This is a genomic window from Streptomyces thermolilacinus SPC6, assembly GCF_000478605.2.
Classification (GTDB): domain Bacteria; phylum Actinomycetota; class Actinomycetes; order Streptomycetales; family Streptomycetaceae; genus Streptomyces; species Streptomyces thermolilacinus.
In genome coordinates this window covers 1,342,675-1,361,743 of the sequence record NZ_ASHX02000001.1, presented here as the reverse complement: position 1 = coordinate 1,361,743, position 19,069 = coordinate 1,342,675, and the positions used below count along the sequence as shown (strand labels likewise).

Here is a 19,069-nt window from a genome sequence, read left to right as displayed (position 1 = left end):
GCATGAAGGCCAACTGCTATCTCATCGGCGGCACCCGCGTCCTCACCCGGAGCGCCGCCCGGCTCCTCGACGCCGGTGTGACGATCGAGGGCATCCTCAGCGACGACCCCGCCGTCGTGACCTGGGCCGGCACCCACGACGTCCCCGTCCTCGACCCCGCCGGCGACCTCATGGCGCTCCTGTCGGACCGGCCGTTCGACTACCTGTTCAGCATGGTCAACTTCCGGATCCTGCCCGGACCCGTCCTCGACCTGCCGAAGATCGCCGCCATCAACTTCCACGACGGCCCGCTGCCCCGCTACTCCGGCAGCCACGTCCCGGCCTGGGCCCTGTACGAGGGCGCCGCACGGCACGCGGCGACCTGGCACCTGATGACCGAGGCCGTCGACGCCGGGGGCGTGCTCCTGGAGCGCTGGTTCCCGGTCCGCGACCACGCCACCGCCCTCTCCCTCACATACGAGGCGGCAGAGGTGGGCATCGAGCTGTTCGCCGACCTCGTCCCGCACGTCGCCCGGCGCACCCTCCCCGAAGTCCTCGACACGAGCGGCCGCGAGCGCCGCTTCTACCGCCGCTCCGCGCGCATGGCTGCCGGGGGCGTCATCCACGCCGGCACCTCCGCCGCCGAGGCCGTACGGCTCGTCAGGGCCCTCGACTACGGCTCCTTCCCCAACCCGCTCGGCGTGCCCGCCCTCGTCACCGAACGGGGCGCCGCCTACACCCGGCAGGCCAGGCTGATCCCGCGCGACGAACCCCGCGCCGGGACCACCGTGCTGTCCGTCACCACCACCGCCATCACCCTGGCCGCCCCCGACGCCGACCTCGTCCTCAGCGACTGGAGGGCCGTCGACGGCAGCACGCTCAGCGGCCAGGCCGCCGCCCAGCGGCTCGGCATCGCCCCCGGCTCCCCGCTCCCGGCCGTCTCGGACGAGCGGCTGGCCGACATCGCCGAGGCCCACAAGCGCCTGCGCCCCAACGAGCCGTGGTGGCGCGCCCGCCTGGAGGACGTGCGGCCCGCCCCGCTTGCCGCCGACGACTTCTCCGCGGCCACCGCCCACTACGGCCACTACGAGCTGGCGTACGTCCCCGCCTCGCGCGACGAGAGCGTCGCCGTCTTCCGCGCGTTCCTCGCGGCCGTCGCCGAGCGCGTCGGCGAGGAGACCTTCGACTTCGCCTGGTCCCCGTCGGACGCCCACGTCCTGGCGGAGCGGACGCACGGGCTGACGGCCGCCCGCTTCCCCGTGCGCTACGACGGCGGCACCACCCGCGCCCTCCGGGAGAGGCTCGACGAGGCCGCCGCCCGCCACGGCTACGTCGGCGACCTCGAAATCCGTCTCGGCCTTGCCGGACGGCCGCTCGGCGCGGACGAGCCGAGCTTCACCCGCGTCATGGTGCTGGAGCGCGCTCCCGGCGAGGAGGCGTCCGCCGACCCCCACACCGAGATCGCCCTGCTGTGCCTGACGGACGGCCCGCCCACGGTCTTCGTGCGGGAGACCGCCATGGGCGAGGACGAGGCGCTGGAGTTCGTCGAGCGCGTCGAGGACCTGGCCATGGCGGCGCTGCTCCAGGGCGACGAGCCGCCGACCGGGTCCTCCACCGTCGGCGAGCCCTCCGCGTCCGCCGGGTCCTCCGCCTCCGGCGAGTCCTCCGGCGCGCGGCCCGAGCCGCGGCCGGCCGGGGAGCCCGACGACGAGACCTCCGGCGCCCGGACCGTACTGGACCTGTTCGCCGCCGCCGCGGCGGAGCGGCCCAGGGCCGTCGCCGTCCGCGCCGGGACCCGCACGCTCGACTACGCCGCTCTCGACGGCTGGGCGGACGCCGTCGCGGCCCGCCTGCACGACGAGGGCGTCGAGCAGGGCTCGGTCGTCGGCGTCCTGCTGGAGCGCGACACCGCGCTGCTCCCCGCCATGCTCGGCATCCTGCGGGCCGGCGCGTCCTTCCTGCCACTGGACCCGGGTTACCCCGTGGACCGGCTGCGGCGGTACGTGGACGTCTCGCGCTGCGAACTCATCCTCACCGACGCCCGCACCCACGACCTGGGCGCGTCCCTGGGCCCCGCGCGGCGGGTGCCCGAGGCGGACGGAGCCGCCCAGGCCGTACCCCCGCGCGTCACCGCGGCCGACCTGGCGTACACGCTCTTCACCAGCGGCTCGACCGGCGACCCGAAGGGCGTCGAGGTCGGCCACGGGGCACTCGCCGACTTCCTCGGCGGCATCGGCGGACGCCTGGGCGTCACGGCGGACGACACCGTCCTCGCCCACACCACGGTCGCCTTCGACATCTCCCTCCTGGAGCTGCTCCTGCCGCTCACCGTCGGCGCGACGGTGGTCCTCGCCTCCCGCGAGACGGCGGCCGACCCGTACCGGCTGGCGGAGCTCGCCAGCGAGGTCTCCGTGGCCCAGGCCACGCCGAGCCTCTGGCGCCTGCTGCTGGGGACCGGCTGGACCCCGCACGCGGGACTGACCGTCCTCTCCGGTGGCGAGGCCCTGTCGCCCGCCACCGCCGAGCGGCTCCACGAGCCCGCCCGCGCCCTGTGGAACCTGTACGGCCCCACCGAGGCGACGATCTGGGCGGCGGCCCACCGGGTGACGTCGGTCGGCACGTTCCTCCCGCTCGGCGAACCCCTCCCGCACATGCGGCTCCACGTCCTGGACGAGGAGCTGAACCCGTGCGCCGCGGGGAGCACCGGAGAGCTGTACCTCTCGGGCACGGGGCTGGCCCGCGGCTACGCCGGACGGCCCGACCTGACGCGGGAGGTCTTCGTCGACCACCCCGCCACCGGGGTGCGGCTCTACCGCACCGGCGACGAGGTCCGCCTGCACGCGGACGGCGCGGTCGAGTGGCTCGGCCGCACCGACGCCCAGGTCAAGGTGCGGGGCCACCGCATCGAGCCCGCCGAGATCGAGCGGGTGCTGGAGCGGATCGACGGCGTCACGGCCGCCGTCGTCGTCGCGGCGCGGTTCGAGGGCCGCGGCGAGCCGAGGCTCACCGCCTACCTGGTGGGCGACGCGATACCCGGCAAGTCCCGGCTCGACGCCCTGGTCGGCGCCGCCCTGCCCGTCTACATGGTGCCGGACGCGTACGTCGGCCTCGACGTCCTGCCGCTCACCGACAACGGCAAGGTGGCCCGCGCCCGGCTCCCGCTGCCCACGCGCGACACCATCCTGCGCTCGGGCGCGGAGCCGGAGCCCGCCACGGCGCCGGTGGCCGAGCCCGCGACGGCGCCGGCACCGGAGCCCGCGACGGTCGGGGCGGCCGAGGAGCCGACCCGGGAGCCGGTGGCCGAGGACACCCCCGTGACGGGAGCGATCGCCGAGACCGGTATGACGGAAGAGGCGCTCGCGCAGCGCATCGCGCGGGTCTTCGCGGCCACGCTGGACCACCCCGGCTTCGACGTCCACGCCAACTACTTCGACCTGGGCGGCGATTCGGTGAACGTCACCGTCGCCGCCGCACGCCTCGGCCGCGAGCTGGGCGCCTCCGTCACCGCCCCCGCCATCTTCGCCTCGGGAACCCCGGTGAAGCTGGCCCGGCTCCTGGGCGCCGAGGGCGTCGTGCCGCTGCTGGACCCCGGGACCGGGACGGCCGCCGCGGCGGCGCCCGTGCCGGTGCCCGCCGTGGCCGCGACCGCGGCCGAGCCCGATCGGGCCGCGCCCGCCGCGCCCGTACCCGCCGCCGTCGCGTCCGCCGCCACCACCGCGTCCGCCGCCACCACCGTCGCGTCCGCCGTCGCGTCCTCGGAGCACGCGCGGCCGTCCGACGACGGCGCCCTCGCCGTGATCGGCATGGCATGCCGGTTCCCCGGCGCGAGCACCCCGGACGAGCTCTGGCAGAACCTCGTCGGCGGCGTGTCCAGCGTCGGGGACGCCCCCGAGGGCAAGCGTGGCTGGGCCCATCTCTGGTCCAAGGCGGGCGCCGACGACGTACGGATGGGCTGGGTCGACGGCGTCGAGTACTTCGACGCCGCCCGCTTCGGGCTCACGGACCGCGAGGCGCGCCGCATGGACCCGCTCCAGCGGATCCTGCTGAGCGTCACCGCCGAGGCCATGGAGAGCTGCGGCCGGGACCACACCTCCCTCGGCGCCTCCACCGGCGTCTTCGTCGGCGCCATCGCGAGCGACTTCCCGGAGATCGTGGCCCGGAGCATCGGCCACTTCGACCCGCACGTGGCGACCGGCACGGCCCCCTCCATGGTCGCCAACCGCCTGTCCCACGTCTTCGACTGGTCGGGCCCGAGCTTCGCCGTCGACACGGCCTGCTCGTCCTCCCTCGTCGCCCTCCACGAGGCCGCCATGCACCTGCGGGCCGGAGAGATCGACGCGGCCGTGGTGGCAGCCGCCAACCTGGTGCTCACCCCGGCCAAGACCCGCTCCTTCACCCGCAACGGCATGCTCTCCCCGCGCGGCGTCTGCCGGGCCTTCGACGACGCCGCGGACGGCTACGTACGCGGCGAGGGCGCGGGCGCCGTCATCCTCAAGCGGCTCTCCGACGCCGAACGCGACGGGGACCCCGTCCTCGCCGTCATCCGCGGCACCGCCGTCAACCACACCGGCGGCAGCGCCGGCTTCCTCACCGCGCCCAGCAGGCCGGCCCAGGAAGCCGTGCTCCGCAGGGCGCTGGCCCGCTCCGGGCGCACCGCGGCCGACATCGGCTACATCGAGGCGCACGGCACCGGCACCCAGCTCGGCGACCTCATCGAGCTGGAGGCCCTCCACGCGGTCCTGGGCGAACCCGCCGACCGCAAGCCGGTCGCGGTGGGCTCCGTGAAGACCAACATCGGCCACCTGGAACCCGCCGCGGGCATCGCCGGCCTCATCAAGACGGTGCTGGCGCTCCAGGCAGCCCACATCCCGCCGTCCCTGAACTACGAGACGCCGAACCAGTCGTTCGACTTCGACGGATCACCGCTGTTCGTGGCCGACCGGCTTCTCCCGTGGAGCCCCGGCCCGCGCGTCGCCGGCGTCAGCAGCTTCGGTTTCGGAGGCGCGAACGCCCACGTCGTGGTCGAGGCCGGTCCCGGCACGGAGCAGGGCGGTACGGACTCCGGCCCCCAGCTGCTGGTCCTCTCGGCCGGTTCCGACGACGCGCTGCGCACACTCGCCCACCGGCTCGTGCTCATGCTGCGCTCCGCCTACTGCCCCTCCCTGGAAGCCCTCGCCGAGGCGAGCAGGCTGCGGCCGGCCGGAGTGCACCGGCTGGCGTGCGTGGCGGACAGCACCGAACAGCTCCAGGACAAGCTCCAGTTGTTCCTGGCCGGTGCCGAGGACGTCCGCTCCCTCCACGTGGGGATCGCGTCCCAGGCGGCGCGCCCGTACGACCTCGGCGGTACACCGGCGAACCGCGACGAACTCGTCGGGGCCGCGCGGGCGTTCGTCGCCGGTGCGGACCTCGCCGCCGTGCCGCGCCGCCGTGCGGGGGTGCGCTTCCCGACCGCGCCGCACGCCGAGAAGTACCTGTGGCTCGAACCCGCGCAGCAGCAGGCGCCCATGCCCGCTCCGGCCGCCCGTACGCGCAGCACGTGGACGGAGCACCCGGAGGCGGCGGAGCACCTCGTCCTCGGCAGGCCCACCCTTCCGGGCGCCGGGTACCCGGCCAAGGTCGCCGAGTTCCTCGGCAGGGACCGCTTCGGCCTGCGCGACCTCACCTTCCGGGCGGCCGTCGAGGCACCCGCGACCCTCACCGCCGCGCGCGACGGGGACGCCCTCGCCTTCCGCGACGGCACCGGCGCCCTGGTCTGCACCGCCGCGCTGACCGAGCCCGAGCGGCCCGCGCTCGCCGTTCCGCCGGGCGCGCACGGCTTCACCGAGGCCGGACTCGACGCGATGTACGCGGCGTTCGCCCGCGCCGGGCTGGACTACGGCACCGGCTTCCGCACCGTGGCGTCCCTGTCCGTCGCCCCCGGAGAGGCCCTGGGCACGCTGCGCGGCGACGGCGCCGCCACCGGTCTCGTGGACGCCCGGCTCCTGGACGGCGCCTTCCAGATCGCGCTCGCCGCGTGCGGCGCGCAGGGGCTGTACGTGCCCTTCACCGTCGAGCGGCTCACCGTCCTCGGCCGCCTTCCCGCCACCGCCCGCGTGTACGCCCGGCGCGACAGGGAGTCCGGGCCCGACTCCGGCCTGCTGACCGCCAGCCTGGTCGTCCTGGACGGCGACGAGCCCGTACTGGAGGCACGGGGGATCACCTGGAAGCGGCTCTCCTCGGCACCGTCCGGGCAGGGCGCGGCCGGTGACGCGGACCACGGCCACCGCCCGGCCCCGGCCCCGGCGAGCACCCCGGTCTTGCCCCCGGCCCGGACGAGCACCCCGGCCCCGGTGTCCGCCCCGGTGTCCGCCTCCAACGGACACCTCCCCGGCCACCGGCCGGGCCGTACGCTCGAGGCGGCGCTGGCCGGATGGGTGGCCGCCGCCCTGGAGCTGGACGCCGGAGAACTGGAGACGGACCGCCCGCTCCAGGAGCAGGGCCTCGACTCGATGCTCGCCGTCTCACTGGCCCAGGACATCCGGGCCCGGCTCGGCGTCGACATCCCGGTGACGCTGGTCCTGGAGGTCGGCACGGTCGATCGCCTCGCCGCGGAGCTGCGGGACGAGTACGGCGTCACCGCGCCGCCCGCCGACGCTACCGGCCTGCCCGCCGGTCCCGGCGCGGACCGGCCGGGCGGGCCGGGCGAGGAACCGCCGTCCGCTCCGGTCGCGGCCACCGCCCCGACCGCCGCGCCCACTCCAGCCCCTGCGCCGGACGGGGCAGCGACGCGGGCCCCCGCCCCCGTCGTGGCGTCCGCCCCGGTCGTGGCGTCCGCCGCCACCGCGGCGGACGCTGACACGCACGACATCGCCGTCATCGGCTTCGACGGGGTGTTCCCCAACGCCGGGAGCATCGACGAGCTGTGGCGGGTCCTGGTGGAGGGCGAGGACTGTCTGACCGAGGTCCCGGCCTCCCGCTGGGACATCGACGCCTACTACGGGACGGACGGCGTCCCGGGCACCGTCTACCTCCGGCGGGCGGGCTTCGTCGAAGGTCTCACCGACTTCGACCCCGGCTTCTTCCGGCTCTCGCCCGCCGAGGCCGAGTGGATCGACCCGCAGCAGCGCCACCTCGTCCAGTCCGCGTGGCGGGCCCTGGAGGACGCGGGCCTGGCGGGCAGGCCCCAGCCGGCCACCGGCGTGTTCGTCGGCGCCAGCTACCAGCACTACCGGGACACCGTCGTCGGGGACGTCGTCCAGACACCCGCCGGTCTGGGCAACCACAACGCGATCCTGGCGAACCGGGTGAGCTTCTTCCTGGATCTGCACGGGCCGAGCATGACGATCGACACGTTGTGTTCGTCGTCGCTGGTGGCGCTGCACACGGCGGTGCGGAGCATCCGTGCGGGCGAGTGCGAGCAGGCAGTCGTCGCCGGGGTGCACCTGGGCATGTCGCCCCAGTACTTCCAGCTCGGCTCCCGCCTCCGCTCGTTCTCCCCGTCCAACGCCCTGCGGCCGTTCGACGCGGGTGCGGATGGGTTTGTGCCGGGTGAGGGTGTGGTGACGGTGGTGTTGAAGCCGTTGTGGGCGGCGTTGCGTGATGGTGATCGTGTGCGGGGTGTGATCAGGGGTTCGGCGGTGAACCACGGGGGTCGTACGAGTGGGCTGACGGTGCCGAGCAGTGCGGCTCAGCAGTCGGTGATTTCGGCCGCGCTGGCGGACGCGGGGGTGCCGGTGGAGTCGATCGGTCTGGTGGAGGCGCACGGTACGGGGACGAGCCTGGGTGATCCGATCGAGGTGGAGGGTCTGACGCGCGCGTGGCGTGCGGTGACGGACCGTTCGCAGTTCTGCGCGATCGGTTCGCTGAAGGGGAACGTGGGTCATCTGGAGCCCGCTGCGGGGTTGGCGGGGCTGGTGAAGGTGCTGCTGGCGATGGAGCGGGGTGTGGTTCCGCCGTCGTTGCACGTGGTGCGGCCCAATGACCACATCCGCTTCGAGGACACGCCGTTCTACCTGGCGGACCGGGTGATGGACTGGCCCCGTCCGGAGAGCGGTCCGCGTCGGGGTGCGGTGAGCGCGTTCGGGATGGGCGGGGTCAACGCCCACGTCATCGTCGAGGAGCCGCCCGCTCCCGTGGCGCGGGAGGCGGTGGCGCAGGAGTCGTACCTCGTACGGGTGGACGCGGCCGACGAGTCCGCCGTCCGCACCCTGGCCGGTGCCTACGCGGACCGGCTGGCCGAGGTGGACGCCGAGCAGCTGGGGGACTTCGCGTTCACGGCGAACGTCGGCCGGGCGGGGAACCGGTTCGGCACGGTCGTCTCGGGCGGTGACGCGGCGGAGTTGGCGGTGGCGTTGCGGGACGTGGCGTCGGGCGTGTCCGCGGTGTCGCGCAGGGGTGGTCGTGGTTCGGCTCCGGTGGTGTTCATGTTCACGGGGCAGGGGTCGCAGTACGCGGGCATGGGCCGGGGGCTGTATCGGGCGGAACCGGTGTTCCGGGACGCGTTGGACGAGTGTGCCGACCTGCTCGCCGGACAACTCGAGGTGCCGTTGGCGGAGTTGCTGTTCGGCGCCTCGTCGGACCTGTTGGGTTCGACGCGGTTCGCCCAGGTGGGGATCGTGGCGGTGCAGGTGGCGCTGGTGCGGTGGCTGGAGTCGGTGGGAGTGGCCGCGGATGCGGTGGTCGGTCACAGCCTGGGTGAGCTGACGGCCGCGTGGGCGGCGGGCGTGGTGGGTCTGGACGATCTGTTGCGTCTGGCGGTGGTGCGTGGCCGCTTGATGGGGTCGCAGCCGGGTGAGGGCGCGATGGCGGTGGTCTACGCGGGCGCGGATGAGGTGGCGGGGGTGTTGCCGGCCTTCCCGGGCGTGGAGGTGGCGGCGTTCAACTCGCCTGGGGCCGTGACGGTTTCGGGCCCGGAGGTGGCGGTCGCGCGGTTCTGCGAGGAGTCCGGTCTGCGGTCGCGGCGGCTGGCGGTCAGCCACGCTTTTCACTCGGCGTTGATGGACGGTGCGATGGGACCGTTCGGTGACGCTGTGCGCGGCGTGGCGTTGTCGGCTCCTCGGCTGGGGTTCGCCTCGTCGGTGACGGGTGGGTGGCACTCGGCTGAGTCGGCGGTGGACCCGGGGCACTGGGCGCGGGGGATTCGTGAGCCGGTGCGGTTCTCGGAGGCCGTCGCGCTGCTGGGCAGTGTGGGTGCGGGTGTGGTGTGGGAGATCGGTCCGCAGCCGCAGTTGACGTCGCTGGCGCGTGCGTCGTGGCAGGGGGAGCAGCCGGTGTGGCTGACGACGCTGCGTCAGGGCCGTGCCGACCAGGCGGAGGTGCACGCGGCGCTGGCCGCCTACGCCAACAGCGCCTCAGGCGCCCTGGACTGGCGCGGTGTCCACGCGGGCAAGGGCCACCGGACCACCACCCTGCCCACCTACCCCTTCCGCCGGCAGGACCTGGTGGCGCCTCCCGCCCGCCGCGAACGCGCGGCGGACTCCGTGGGCCACCCGCTGTTCGACCGTCACTACGAGCACCGGAGCGAGGGACAGTGACGAACCCGGCCGAGACGTACGAGAAGACCTTCACGGGCCAGGAGCCCTTCATCGCCCAGCACCGTTCCGCGGGAACCGGGCTGCTGCCCGCCGCCGTACAGCTGGAGATGGCGCTCGTGGGCGTCGCCCGACGCCGACCGTTCGCTCCCCTGGAGCTGACCGGCGTAACGTTCCTGCGTCCCCTCGTCATCGCCGACCGGGCCACCGCGCCGGTCCGGCTCGACGTGACCGCCGGCACCGACCGGACCCGCTTCGAACTGACCACCGTCGTGTCCGGCAGCCGCAAGCCGCTGTCGACCGGCGCCGGACGGTTCCTCCCCGCGGACGCGCGGCCTCCGCGCCCGGTCGCGGGCCACTGGCCCGCCGGCGCGCGGGACATCGCGCCGGAGCGGCTCTACAGCGGATGGGAGAGGGAAGGACTCCAGTACGGACCCGACTTCCGTACCGTCCGCGCGCTGTCCGTCGGGGACGGCGGAACGGCGCGCGCCACCCTGCGGTCCGACGCCGAGCCGATGCCCTGGTACGCCCATCCGCTGCTCGTGGACGGCGTCTTCCAGGTCGTCAGCTGCGCCCTCCAGGACCTGACGGGCACGCACGGCCCGTACCCCATGCTGCCGATCGGCCTGGAGCGGCTCGCCCTCCACGCCGACCTGTCGGCGCCGACGGACGGTGTCACCGTCCACGTCCGCCGCACGAGCGACGACGGCGCCTACGCCACCGCCGACGCGCTGCTGCTGGGGCCGTCGGACGAGGTCCTCGCCGAGTTCCAGGGCGTGCGGATGCGGCGGACGACCAGCCTGACACGCGCGACCGGCACGACGCCCGCCGTGACGACCGGCGCGGGGGCCGACGTGACGCGGACGCCCGCCCCGGCCCCGGTCCGGCGTGAGGCGCTGCCCGTCTCCCGCATCGACTGGCGCCCCGAGGAGGTCGGGGCGGGCCGCCGCGAACCGGCGTCCGGCACCTGGGTGGTGCTTCACCACGGCCGGACCGACCGGCTCGGCACCGGCGTCGCCGACCGGCTGCGTGCCGACGGCGCCCGCGTGGTGGAGGTGGCCGCCGGTCCGGCCGCCCTGCCGAGCGGCACCCCCGATCCCGACCGGCTGACGCTGGACCGGCGCGACGACGAGGCGTTCCGGCGGCTCTGGGACGAAGTCGGCGACCCCGTTGAGGGCCTGGTCCACCTGTGGAACGCCGACGGCCCGTCCGGTGGCCGTCGGGACGAGGAGGAGGAGCTGGGCCTCGGCCTGTACGCCTGCCTGGCCGCCCTGCGGACCCTCGGCGAGCGGCAGCGCAAGTCCCGCTTCCTCGTGGTGACCCGCGACGGCCAGCCCGTCGCGGACGGCGACCGGCCGGTCCCCGCCCGCGCCGCCCTGTGGGGACTCGTGCGCACCGCCGCCATCGAGTACCCGGGCCTCCGCCCGCGCCTCGTCGACCTCGGCGGCGACCCAGGCGAGCTGCTCCCCGCCCTCGTGGCGGAACTCGGCGACGCCCGCGGGCCCGTCGAGGTCGGCTACCGGGACGGCGTCCGGCACGTGCCCGTCCGGGTGCGCGACCGCTCGGCGTACGCCCCGCCACGCCCTGCCGGGCAGGGCCCCGTCCGGCCCGGCGGACGCTACCTCGTCCTCGGCGGCCACGGCGGCCTGGGCCTGGAGGTGGCCGAGCGGTTCGCCCGGGAGGGCGCCGGTGTCGTCGCGCTGGTCAGCCGCTCAGGCGGGAGCCGCGGCTCCGACGAGCGGATGGCCGCGATCACCGCCCACGGCTGCGCGGCCGTCTCGTACAGCGCGGACATCACCGCACCCGGCGCCCTGGCGGCCCTGGTGGAGCGGATGCGGCAGGAGCACGGGGAGGTGCACGGCGTGGTCCACGCCGCGGGCACCCTCAAGGACGGACTGATCCGCGGCGCCACCGCCGAGGACGTCGCGGCGGTGATGCGGCCCAAGGCCGACGGGGTCCGCGAGCTGGCCGCCGCCGTGGCCGGGGCGGACCTGGACTTCGCGGTGCTGTTCGCCTCCGTCTCCGGCACGTTCGGCAACCTCGGGCAGGGCGGCTACGCCGCCGCCAACGCCTACCTCGACGGCTACGCCCACGCGCACGGCGCGCCGTGGCTCAGCGTCGACTGGGGCCTGTGGGGCGAGGTCGGCATGGGCACCGCCGTCGCGGACCAGCTCCGGGCGCGCGGCGTCCGGCCGCTGACCACCGCGGAGGGCCTGGACGCCCTCATCGCCGTCCTGGGGGCGGAGCAGCCCGCCCGGCAGCTCGTCATCGCCCACCCGGACGCCGGAACCGAGATCGTCGAACTCGACGGCGCGGCGGCCGTCGCCGGTTCCGCCTCCGCCGCCCCCGGCCACACGGACACCGCCCCCGGCCACACGGGCGCCGCCCCCGGTCACACGGACGGCGCCGCCGAAGCCGGTGAAGGGGCGGGGGACGTGGACCGCGTCGCCGACGCGCTGGCGGGGTTCCTCGCGGAACGGCTGGGGGTCGCCTCCCTGGACCGCGAGGCGCCCCTGTCCGAGTACGGCATGAGCTCGATCATGAGCGTGGAGCTGTCCGAGGAGCTGTCCCGCAGGTGGGGCGTCAGCCTCCCGGCCACGCTCTTCCTCGAGTACGGTGCCTTCGACGAACTGGCGGAGGCCCTGACTCAGCGTTACGGCGCGGCGGCCGCGCTGCCGAAGCCGACCGGGGACGACGACACCGCGCCCGACGCCGAGGCCGCCACCAGGGCCACCGGCTCCGCGGAGTCCGGCGAACCCGTCGAGTCCGCCGAGTCCATCGTCCCCGAAGGCGCGGCCCGGTCCGGAGCGGGTCCTGCGACCGTTCCCTTCGCCGTCCCCGCCGTCCCGGAGCGCTCCCGGCGGCCGGCGCCCGGCGGGCGCGACCTGGACGTCGCCATCGTCGCCGTGTCCGGCGACCTCCCCGGCGCCCCCGGCGGCGTGGCGGAGCTGTGGCCACTGCTGCGCGCGGGAGGCCACGCCTTCACCGACGTACCCGCCGAACGCTGGGACATCGAGGCGCACTTCGAGCCGCGCGGACCGCGCATGACGGGCACGTACTGCCGCAAGGGCGCCTTCCTCTCCGGCGCCGACCGGTTCGACCCGGCCTTCTTCGGTATCTCCGTACGCGAGGCCGAGGAGATGGACGTCCAGCAGAAGCTGCTGCTGGAACACGCCTGGGCGGTACGGGACGACGCCGGCCTCGCCGGCCGTCGCGACATCGGCGTCTTCGTCGGCGCCACCTACACCCACCACCGTGACACGCGGGGCCTGGAGACCGTGGGACCGCACACCGCGCTCGGCTCCATGAACGCGGTGCTCGCCAACCGGATCTCGTACGCCCTCGACCTCACCGGCCCCTCACAGACCGTCGACACCCTCTGCTCGTCCTCGCTCGTCGCGCTCCAGCAGGCGGTCGCCGCACTCCGCGCCGGGCACTGCGGCGCCGCGATCGTGGCGGCCTGCCAGGTCGGCCTGACGCCGTGGTACTACCGCAGCCTCAGCCAGCTCGGCGCCCTGTCGGAGACCCTGCCCAGGCCCTTCGACGAGCACGCGGACGGCTTCCTCCCCGGCGAGGGCGCCCTCGCCGTCCTGCTGAAGCCGCTCGCGGACGCGGAGCGCGACGGCGACCGGATCTGGGGCGTCGTCCGGGGCACGGCCGTCAACCACGGCGGACGCGGCAGCGCCCTGCCCGTCCCCCGCAGTGAGGCCCAGGCCGCGGTCGTCCGCGCGGCGCTGGACGACGCCGGGCTCGCCCCGGCCGACATCTCCCTCATCGAGACGCACGGCACCGCGACCCGGCTCGGCGACCCCATCGAGATCGCCGCGCTGACCGAGGTGTTCGGCGACGACCCCGACCGCGACGGGCCGTGCCACCTCGGCGCCGTCAAGGGCAACATAGGGCACCTGGAGCCGGCCGCCGGGCTCGCCGGACTGGTCAAGGCCCTGCTGTGCCTGCGGCACGGGGAGATCCCCCCGGTCGCCGGATTCGAGAAGGCCAGCAGCCATCTCGACCTGTCCTCCGGGCCGTTCGAGATCCCGACCGAGCCCCGCCCGTGGACCTCGGCAGGGCCGCGGCGCTTCGGCGTCAGCTCCTTCGGCATGGGCGGCACCAACGCCCACGTCGTCGTCGAGGAGTACCTCGGAGGCGACCGAGCAGGCGAGGCCGGGGGCGGACCTGCCGCCGAGGGCGCCCACGCGGCCGGCACGCCCGGCGAGCACCTGCTCGTCCTCTCCGGCCACACCCCTGAGGCCCTGCTGCGGCGCATGGCGGACACGCGGACGCTGCTACGCGGGGAGACCGCCTCCGGGACGCGGGAACTGTGCCGCTCCAGCGCCGTCGGACGCGACCACCGGGCGTACCGGGTCGCCGTGCTCGGCGGTACGGCCGAGGAGCTGGGCGCCGGCCTGGACCACGCCCTGCGGCTCGCGGACCGGGCCGCGGGCACCGTCGTGCGCGGCTCCGCCGTGGTGGAGACCGCGGCGGGCGGCCTCGGCGTCCCGGCCCTGCGCTACGCCGAGGGCAAGGCCGTCGACTGGGCCTCCGTGTACCCGGACCCGGCGGTACGCCGTCGGCCCCTGCCGCCGTACCCGTTCGGCGCGGCACCCGCCGACGCCGCTCCGGTGGCCACCGCCGCCCATCCGGGCCTCCCGGGTGCTTCGGCCGGTGCGCCGGGCGAGGACGTGGCCGAGGCCGTACGCGGGCTTTCTCGTGCGCATCGCGTACTGGGCGAGGAGACAGTGCCCGGCGCCGTGCCCCTCGCCCTCGGGCTGCGGGCGGCGGACGAAGTGCGCGGCGTCGCCTTCACCGGCCGGGGGAGCGGCTCTCATCCGCTCACCAGCGACCTGGACGAGCCGGGCCGCACCGGTCCGGCCACCTTCCGCCACGCGGGCCGGATCATCGCCCGGCTCACCACCGGAGGTTCCCGCACCGGGCCGGCGCCCGCCGCGCTGGACCTGGACGCCCTGCGCGCGGATCTGGGCCGCAGCCTGGCACCCGCGGGCCTCTACGCCTGGTTCGCCGCGAAGGGCATGGAACTCGCCGCGCCGCTGCGGTCGATCACCGAGGTCCACTACGGCCCCCGCCGGGTCCTGGCCCGCGTCGGCCTCGCACCGGGCGGCAGCCCGCTGGAGGCCGAGGCGACGGCGCTCGACGCCGCCTTCCAGGCCATGGCCGTGCTCACGCTCGCCGACCCGGAGGCGCCGACCGGCACCTTCCTGCCGGTCTCCATCGACCGGGCGGCGCGCTGGGGCGACCCCGCGCACACCGCGTACGTGCTGCTGGACGGCGCCGAGCCGGGCGCCGAGAGCGTACGGCGCGGCGACGCCGCCCTGCTGGCGGCCGATGGCCGGGTCCTGGTACGCCTCGACGGCATCGAGTACCGGACGGTGGGCGGGAACACCACGGGCACCGGCACCGTGGTCGGCACCGCCGCCGGAAACGCCCACGCCACCGCCGGTCCGGCCGACACGGCCGGTGCCGAGGGCAGGGGCGGTGCCCCGGGCACGGCTGCCTCCGCCGGTCCCGTTGCCCGCCCGGCACGGCTCGCGGCGGCCGAGACGGCCGTCGTCGAGGTGGTGCGCGGGGCCCTGCACGACCCCCGGATCACCGCGACGACCTCGCTCTCCGCCGTCGGCATCGACTCCATGCTCGCGACGGCCGTCGCCGCCGAGCTGGACGAGAGGTACGGGGTGCCGCTCAGCCCGACGGACGTCCTGGACGCCGCCGACTGCCGCACCCTCGCCGCCCATGTCGCCGAACTGGCGCCGAAGGACGCGTTCGCACGGCCCGCGGCCGAAGCGGCGGCGTGGGACGCCGAAGGCCCCGGCCGGCCCACGAAGCCCGGGGGAGACCCCGCCTCCGCGCCGACCGTGGAGCCCGAGAGGTCCGAGAGGCCGGAGAGGGCCGAGGGCACGGAGTCGGCGACCGGGACGGCCCGTACCGCGCGTGCCGCCGCCGACCAGGCCGTCTACCGTGCCCCACTCGTCGGCGCGGACGCAGGCGGTGCATCCGCCGACGACGTGGCCGTCATCGGACTGGCCGTGGCCCTGCCCGGCGCCACGGACCCGGACGGCCTGTGGCAGCTGCTGGCGGAGTCCGGCGACCGGATCGGTCCGGCACCGGCGCGCCGCTGGGGCCGGTACGCCGACGGGCGGGAACCGGACGTCGGCGGATTCCTCGACGGCGTCGAGGAGTTCGACGCCCGGTTCTTCGACTTCTTCCCCAAGCAGGCCGAGGCGCTCGACCCGCAGGCCCGCTGGCTGCTCCGCACCACCTGGGAGGCGCTGGAGTCGGCCGGGCTCCCGCCGCGCGGACTGTCGCCTTCCACGGGCGTGTTCGTCGGCGCCAGCTACCAGCACTACAAGGACTACAACCTCTCCCCGGAGCTGGACGCCCCCGCCGGTCTGGGCAACCACAACGCCTTCCTGGCGAACCGGGTGAGCTTCTTCCTGGATCTGCACGGGCCGAGCATGACGATCGCCACGTTGTGTTCGTCGTCGCTGGTGGCGCTGCACACGGCGGTGCGGAGCATCCGTGCGGGGGAGTGCGAGCAGGCCGTCGTCGCCGGCGTCCGGGTCGCCATGTCGCCGCTGCACTACATCGCCATGCGGAACCTGCGTGCCCTGTCGCCCTCCGGCCGGTCGCGGCCGTTCGATTCGGGTGCGGATGGGTTTGTGCCGGGTGAGGGTGTGGTGACGGTGGTGTTGAAGCCGTTGTGGGCGGCGTTGCGTGATGGTGACCGGGTGCGGGGTGTGATCAGGGGTTCGGCGGTGAACCACGGGGGTCGTACGAGTGGGCTGACGGTGCCGAGCAGTGCGGCTCAGTCGGAGGTGGTGTCGGCCGCGCTGGCGGACGCGGGGGTGCCGGTGGAGTCGATCGGTCTGGTGGAGGCGCACGGGACGGGGACCAGCCTCGGGGACCCGATCGAGGTGGAGGGTCTGACGCGTGCGTGGCGTGCGGTAACGGACCGTTCGCAGTTCTGCGCGATCGGCTCGCTCAAGAGCAACGTCGGCCACCTGGAGCCCGCTGCGGGGTTGGCGGGGCTGGTGAAGGTGCTGCTGTCGATGGAGCGGGGTGTGGTCCCGCCGTCGCTGCACGTGGGGCGGCCCAACGACCACATCCGCTTCGAGGACACGCCGTTCTACCTGGCCGACGGCGTCAAGGAGGGGCCGCGCCCCGAGAGCGGTCCGCGTCGTGGTGCGGTGAGCGCGTTCGGGATGGGCGGGGTCAACGCCCACGTCATCGTCGAGGAGCCGCCTCCCGCTCCTGACCGGGAGGTGCTCGTCCCGGAGTCGTTCGTGGTGCGGGTGAGCGGTGCGGACGAGGGGGCTGTGCGGACGCTGGCCGCCGCGTACGCCGACCGCTTCGACGCGGCCCGCGACGCCGTGGAGACCGCCGACCTCTGCCACACGGCCAACACCGGCCGCTCTCCGCTGGAGTTCCAGAGCGCCGTGCCCGGACGCTCGGCGGCGGAGCTCGCGGCGGCGCTCCGCTCAGTCGCGGACGGGACGCTCCCCGTCGCCCGCGTCGACATCGACCTCACCGCCGACGCCGCGGCGGCCCTGAGCGGGACGACCGCCGCCCCCGGCCGCCCCGTCGGCGCGGCGGCCCTGGCCAGTGCCGGGTACGCGCACATCGACTGGGCCGGCCTGTCCGCCGTGGGGGCCCGTGTCACGGACCTGCCCACCTATCCGTTCGCCGGGACCCCCTTCTGGCGCGGCCCCGATGAGGCCGACAGCCCGGAGCACGCCGAGACCCCGGCAGGGGGCGGGCAGCCGGGCACGGCGGCCGTACGCGTCGGATGGCGTGCCCGCGCGCTGCCCCCGGCGGCCTCCGGCGGACCGGCGACGGTGAGCCTGGCCGCCGCCGACCCGGGCATCGGGGAGGCCCTGGCCGGGCTGCTGCGGGACCGGGGCGTGACGGTCGTGGCACCCGGCACACCGGCCGATGCGGCCCTGGTGGTCGGCGCCCGGGACAGCCGTGACGCGGACCCCTCCGAACTGAGTTCCTTCTGGGCCGAGTTGAGCGGCCTGATGAGGGCGCTGCCGCAGGGTTCCGGCGTGCTCTGGGCCTCGTTCGGCGGGGCGGGCATCCACCCCGGCGGACAGGGCGGACACGGCGGACCGGACCCGGTCCGGGCAGCGACCGCCATGGCCGTCCGGGCCGCGGGCGCCGAGGGACGCCGGCCCACCGCCGTCGTCCACCTGGACCCCGCCGACCCGGCCGGGGCCCAGGCAGCTCACCTGGCCGCCGAGCTCGCCGCGCTGACGTCCGGCACCCCGGACGCCGCCACTGACGCGGGGACCACCGTCGCCGCCTACCGGCAGGGCGTCCGGTACGTGCCGGAGACCGTGCCCGCCCCGCCCCGTCGTCCGTACTCCCTCCCGGCCGAGGGCTACTGCCTGGTCACCGGGGGACTCGGTGCCGTCGGACTGCGGCTGACCGAACGCCTCATCGCGCGGGGCGCCCGGCGCGTCGCCGTCGTCGGCCGCTCGGCACTCGACGCCACCCGCGCGCGGGCGCTGCGGGGGCTGGCGGGCGGCGGCGCCGAGGTCGAGTACCTGCCCTGCGACGTCTCCGACCCCGCGGCCCTCGCGGCCGTGGCGGACCGGCTCGGCAGGCGCTGGGGCCGACTGGTCGGCGTCGTGCACGCCTCCGGCGGGGTCAACCCCTTCGGGGCGATGCACCGCCGCCCCTGGAGCGACGCCGAGAAGGTGCTCGCACCCAAGGTGGCGGGCTCGCTCCACGTCGTCCGCCTGGCGAAGGAGCAGCGGGCCGACTTCGCCGTCCTCGTCTCCTCGATCGCCGGCACCCAGGCCCTGGCAGGCCGCGGCCTGGTCGACTACAGCCTCGCCAACGCCTTCCAACTGGCCCTCGCCGAACGGGAGGACGACGAGGTCACCGCGGTCACCGCACACGCCTGGCCGAACTGGACCGGCATCGGGATGAAGGCCGGCGACACCTTCTCCGCCGCGTACTCGATCGGCGCCGAGGAAGCGCTCGACGCCTTCTTCGGCCATCTGCGGTCGGGCGGCGCCGTGGTCTTCCCCGGCACCTCACCCGCTCCGGCGCGGACGGAACCGGCGCCGGCCGCCCAACCCGCCCAGGCATTCCCCGCCTCCCAGCCTTCCCCGGTCACCCCAGCTACCCCGGCTGCCCGTGCCGAGAGCCCGGTCGCCGGGCCGCGAGGGGCGGGCGCCCGGCGGGACACCACCGCGATGCGCGCCCGCGTCCGGGACGCCTTCCTCCACGTGCTGGGGGAGGACCCCGGCGACCGGCCGCTCCAGGGGCTGGGCCTGGACTCCCTGATGATCGCGGAACTGACCACCGCTCTCGAACGGGGCGGAGGCCCGGCCGTCGACCCGTCGCTCCTGATGCGGGCCCGTACGGCTGACGACATCGCGGCCGAACTCGCCGTACTGCCCGACCCCGCCGTCCCCGCCGACCTCCCGGCGTCTCCCGGTCCGGCACGCGCCTTCGCTCCCGACCACGACGGGGCCGCCGCCTCCACCCTGAGCGCCCTGCTGCGCCCCCTGCTCGACCGCGACGGACAGCGCGGGGCGGTCCCGTCATGACCCGCG

Annotated in this window: 2 protein-coding genes; both read left to right on the top strand. The window is 75.7% G+C overall.

Annotation, left to right across the window (positions count from 1 at the left end):
• Positions 1-2: 2 nt before the first annotated feature.
• Positions 3-9,491: a type I polyketide synthase gene (locus J116_RS05515; RefSeq protein ID WP_051203425.1), complete on the top strand. Its 9,489-nt coding sequence runs from the start codon at positions 3-5 to the stop codon at positions 9,489-9,491.
• Positions 9,488-19,063 carry an SDR family oxidoreductase gene (locus tag J116_RS30745; protein ID WP_023586092.1) on the top strand — a complete coding sequence of 3,192 codons (9,576 nt, stop codon included), beginning with the start codon at positions 9,488-9,490 and terminating at the stop codon, positions 19,061-19,063. The genes J116_RS05515 and J116_RS30745 overlap by 4 nt, the downstream gene beginning before the upstream one ends.
• Positions 19,064-19,069 lie beyond the last annotated feature (6 nt).